General features: G+C 56.5%; 1 protein-coding gene and 1 pseudogene. One reads left to right on the forward strand and one right to left on the reverse strand.

The window, feature by feature from the left end; all coding sequences use genetic code 11:
* Positions 1–422: 422 nt before the first annotated feature.
* A complete protein-coding gene (locus ASD52_RS28585; protein WP_057208601.1) occupies positions 423–1,454 on the reverse strand; it encodes an IS110 family transposase in 1,032 nt (343 codons plus the stop codon).
* Positions 1,455–1,575: 121 nt separating this feature from the next.
* On the opposite strand from ASD52_RS28585, the pseudogene ASD52_RS28590 reads away from it, so the two are divergent.
* A pseudogene (locus ASD52_RS28590) lies at positions 1,576–1,872 on the forward strand (ISNCY family transposase); the annotation flags it as partial.

Genomic DNA, 1,872 nt, shown 5'->3' on the forward strand with positions numbered 1-1,872 from the left:
CTGTTGAAAGACATGACCTCATTTTACCATCAGTCAGAAGCGCAGCACCGCAATCCACAATGGTCAACGCTGAAACGCAAAGCCGAATATCCCATCTAATCGCACTCCATCCGTCAAGCTGGTTTGAGCACGCAATTCCCTTGCCGGCTTGCGAGAGAGGCAACACGGYTGGAACGGATTGAATGGACTGCCCTCACCGGCCATGTCCTTCAGAGCTATCCAGTGCTGGGAGCAGGGTTGTCTCCGCGGTCGACAAATGTCGCCGCACAATGGTCTTCGCAGGTGGGATCTTCCTAATGTTCGAAACGCAGTCTCAACGAGCTGCAGCCAGCGATAGCGGAATGATCCTGCCCACGTCCGCAGCAGGGACGCTCAGCACGCAAAGTTACATGGCGCGCTGAGGGACGAAGGCTGAGCGTCTCCTATATGGTCGCGCCAGCCGATGCGTTGAACACTTCTCCCGTCTTGAGCATGCTGTGCATGATGACCGCGAGTTTCCGGGCGACGGCCACAGCGGCCCGCTTGAAGCCAAGTCGCTCCCGCAGCTTAAGTCCCCAACTCTTGAGACTGCTCTCGGTCCTGGCACTGGTTCTCGTCAGCAGCGCTGTCGCCGCTTCATAAAGCAGCCCACGTAAACGATTGTCACCCCTTCGCGAGATATGGCCGTCACAATCGACTTCGCCTGATTGGTAGCGCCGGGTTGTCAACCCAAGCCAGGCGCCAACCGACCGCGACGTTCGAAAGTTTCCTGGGTCTTCAATTGCCGTAACGTAGGATACCGCCGTGACTGCGCCGATGCCCGGGATTGTCATCAACAGCTTCGTGGCTTCGCTCTCACGTGCCACTATCAGCAACTGGCGACCAAGATCGGCTGCGCGCTTGCGGATATCGTGCCACGCCTCCAAAAGAGGCAAGATAATCTTCGCAAGCTCGTTGTTCCCATCCAAAAGCTTCCGCACATCGCCATCAAACACTCGCCCCTTCGTTTTCGGGATGATCAGACCGAAGGTCTTCATCAGGCCGCGGATTTGATTGCCAAGTTGTGTCGAGATGTTCAGGAGTTGTTCGCGGGCAGCCACCAATGTGCGGGTCATCATAGCGTCAAACGACTTGACGCGAACCGCTTTGTAAAAGCCCGCTTCAGCGAGTTGCGCTAAACCATCCGCATCGTTGGCATCAGTTTTGTTGAGCGTCTCGCTCAGTACCTTTTGCGCGTGTCGCGCTTCAATGCAGATCGCCGGCAACCCCTCGCTCGTCAGCGCGTGATAGAACCACGTCGACAGCGGTCCCGTTTCGAATACCACGCGCTGGGCGCGCGGAGCTTTTTTGCGGATCATCTGTGCGAGAAGATTGGGATCCGAAGGACATTTCCCCCGCCAGATCCGCTTCCCGTCTTCCCGGATCGAGATTGCGGTGTCTTTCAATGAAACATCAAGCCCAATATATTGGTTCATGGTTGCCTCCATCCGATGTTTGGGCCCGGTTCCAATCGAGAGCCCGTTTTTTCATCCTATCGGGGGCAACCACCCTCGCCAGCCAAAAAGCCAGAGACGGTCGCGCCGCGATTACTCCATGTTCGAAGATCGCGGTGATCCATGTTCATTACTGGTGTTCATCGATGATGCGACCGGCAAGCTGATGCAGTTGCGGTTTGTACGATCGGAAAGTGCGTTCAGCTACTTCGAGGCGCTGGAACTCTATCTGAAGGCGCATGGTGCTCCAGTCGCCTTCTATTCCGACAAGCAYTCGGTGTTCCGGGTTGCGAAGAAGGATGCCAAGGGCGGCCAGGGCATGACCCAGTTCGGGCGTGCACTTTGCGAGTTAAACATCGAGATTCTTTGCGCAAACTCGAGCCAGGCCAAGGGCCGCGTC

Source organism: Ensifer sp. Root142 (assembly GCF_001426785.1).
GTDB lineage: Bacteria > Pseudomonadota > Alphaproteobacteria > Rhizobiales > Rhizobiaceae > Ensifer > Ensifer canadensis.

What these genes read in the sequence shown, in the direction of transcription:
- ASD52_RS28585 (WP_057208601.1), bottom strand. Translation starts at nt 1,454, where the DNA reads ATGAACCAATATATTGGGCTTGATGTTTCATTGAAAGACACCGCAATC.